The following is a 2,602-nucleotide window of genomic DNA, read 5'->3' as shown; positions in this document are numbered from 1 at the left end:
ATTGGATATCTATGTCTACTCGGTGTCCCCTTCATCTTTTCTTATATTTGTTTTTTTTGATTCTATATTTTTTCTTTTTTTTATTCAATCGCATAATTCTATTCTCATTTTAACTTGACGGTGCCGAAATAAAGTTAAAACGCTTAATAGCGTGCTGCCATATAGACAATGTTGCCTCCAGTAAAGTAACGTTAAAATGCGGGATGACATATTCAAAAAAATATAAATATAAAGGGCTATATGATTGTGATTTATACCAAATTTAATTAATATTCATTAAAGTACCTATATATTAATATCATGGATATAGGTATTGGAGACCTCCTTTTTTAAATAAGCTCGTACATAGTCTTGCCAATATCTGCTGGAGACATTGAAACGGTTATTCCAGCACTTTTCATAGCCTCAATTTTTGCTTCAGCTGTATCGTCACCTCCAGAAATTATAGCACCTGCATGCCCCATTCTTTTGCCAGGAGGGGCAGTTTTACCTGCGATAAATCCAACAGTTGGTTTTTTAATTTTATGATTTCTAATAAATTGTGCTGCTTCTATTTCAGCCGTGCCACCAATCTCTCCAATAACTATTATTGCGGAAGTCTCATTATCACGAAGAAACATCTCTAATGCGTCTATAAAACTAGTGCCATTGATAGGGTCTCCACCTATTCCTATGCACGTAGATTGGCCAAGACCAAGATTAGAAGTCTGATGAACCGCTTCATAAGTTAACGTTCCGGATTTAGAAATAATTCCAATATTGCCTTTTTTGTGAATATAGCCAGGCATAATTCCAATTTTGCATTCACCAGGAGTGATAATTCCAGGGCAATTAGGTCCAATAAGCCTGGTCTTAGAATTAGTTAGGGCTTTTTTCACCCTCAACATATCAAGCACCGGAATACCCTCTGTAATACATACTACAAGCTCTATTTTTGCATCAATTGCTTCTAGGATTGAGTCTGCGGCAAAGGGTGGTGGTACATATATTACTGATGCATTTGCATTTGTTTTATGCGCTGCTTCTTCAACAGTGTTAAAAACTGGAAGCCCTAAATGTGTAGTGCCTCCTTTACCTGGAGTCACTCCTCCAACCATTTTTGTACCATATTCAATAGCTTGCTCAGAATGAAAAGTACCTTGGGCACCTGTAAAACCTTGACAGATAACTTTTGTTTGCGAATTTACCAAAATTGACATATTTACTCCTTTTTTTAACTTACTGCTTTAACAATTTTTTTAGCTGCATCTTCTAAGTCGTTTGCTGCCTCAAGCTTTAGCCCTGATTCTTTTAATATTTTTTTACCAAGTTCAGAATTTGTTCCTTCAAGCCTCACAACGATTGGAACACTTATTTTTACTTCTTTTGCAGCAGTAATAATTCCATTTGCAATAATGTCGCATTTCATAATGCCACCAAAAATATTAACCAATATTCCCTTTACATTATGATCAGATAAAATAATCTTGAAAGCTTCTGTAACTTTTTCTGTAGTAGCTCCACCACCTACGTCAAGAAAATTTGCTGGCTTTTTTCCATGAAGTTTAATTATATCCATAGTCGCCATTGCAAGACCTGCGCCATTTACCATACATCCAATCGAACCATCCATTTTTACATAACTAAGATCAAATTTCTTAGCTTCAACTTCTTGTGGATCCTCTTCAGTAATGTCTCGCATTTTTTCAATTTCTGGATGCCTATAAAGCGCATTATCATCAAAATTAAATTTTGCATCCAGAGGAATGAATTTAAAATCACTAGTTTCAATCAAAGGATTTATTTCTATTTGACTGGCATCTGTATCAACGAATGATTGGTATAAAGCCCTAACAACTTTAGAAAAATTCTTTAACTGAATTTTATTAAGTCCCATTCCAAAGCCTAACTTAGCTATGTGAAAATTTTGCAAACCAATTGTGTAATCAACGTGTACCGCTATGATTTTCTCAGGACTTTTTTTAGCAACTTCTTCAATATCCATCCCACCTTCAGTTGAAGCTGCAATTGTAATGCAATTATGGTTTCTATCCAAAACAACAGAAATGTAATACTCTTTTTTTATATCACTTCCAGCTTCAACACAAATCTTATTTACTATTTTTCCTTCAACTCCTGTTTGGGGCGTAACTAGCTTCATCCCTATCATTTTAGAAGCTATATCCCTTACCTCATCAAGTGTCTTGGCAAGCTTAACTCCACCAGCCTTACCTCTGCCGCCTGCATGTACTTGAGCTTTTAATACCCAAACATTAGATTTAATTTTTGATGCAGCTTCAACAGCTTCACTGGCATTTAACGCTAATATACCTTCAGGTAATTCAAGACCATATTTTCTCAAAATCTCTTTTGCCTGGTACTCGTGAATATTCATAGCTTAACAATTACAATAATTTAGTTTTGATATTAGTTAATTAGTTGCTAGTTGTAAACTAAATGTTATAGCTTTTTTTAGGCATTGTTAAAAATGATAAAATAAGACCATTGCATAATAGGCAGAAAGAAACATATATGATAGAATGAAAAGATAAGTACATACGAAAGAGGAGGCAAAATGTCATTTTTAGTAAGAGAAGCAGAAGAACGTATAGAGAAGAGTAAG

2 protein-coding genes are annotated in these 2,602 nt (G+C 34.6%); both read right to left on the bottom strand.

The genetic code is table 11. The annotated features are described in order from the left end of the window. Positions 1–329: 329 nt before the first annotated feature. The gene (sucD, locus tag L8D11_RS04870; protein ID WP_236870547.1) at positions 330–1,199 is read right to left on the bottom strand and encodes a succinate--CoA ligase subunit alpha; all 870 of its coding nucleotides are present in this window, start codon (positions 1,197–1,199) and stop codon (positions 330–332) included. Positions 1,200–1,213: 14 nt separating this feature from the next. After that, positions 1,214–2,374: an ADP-forming succinate--CoA ligase subunit beta gene (sucC, locus tag L8D11_RS04865; protein ID WP_236870546.1), complete on the bottom strand. Its 1,161-nt coding sequence runs from the start codon at positions 2,372–2,374 to the stop codon at positions 1,214–1,216. Between the last annotated feature and the right edge of the window lie 228 nt (positions 2,375–2,602).

Source organism: Candidatus Bandiella numerosa (assembly GCF_021811875.1).
Classification (GTDB): domain Bacteria; phylum Pseudomonadota; class Alphaproteobacteria; order Rickettsiales; family Midichloriaceae; genus Aquirickettsia; species Aquirickettsia numerosa_A.
This window is presented reverse-complemented; position numbering and strand designations above follow the sequence as displayed.

What these genes read in the sequence shown, in the direction of transcription:
- sucD (WP_236870547.1), bottom strand. Translation starts at nt 1,199, where the DNA reads ATGTCAATTTTGGTAAATTCGCAAACAAAAGTTATCTGTCAAGGTTTT.
- sucC (WP_236870546.1), bottom strand. Translation starts at nt 2,374, where the DNA reads ATGAATATTCACGAGTACCAGGCAAAAGAGATTTTGAGAAAATATGGT.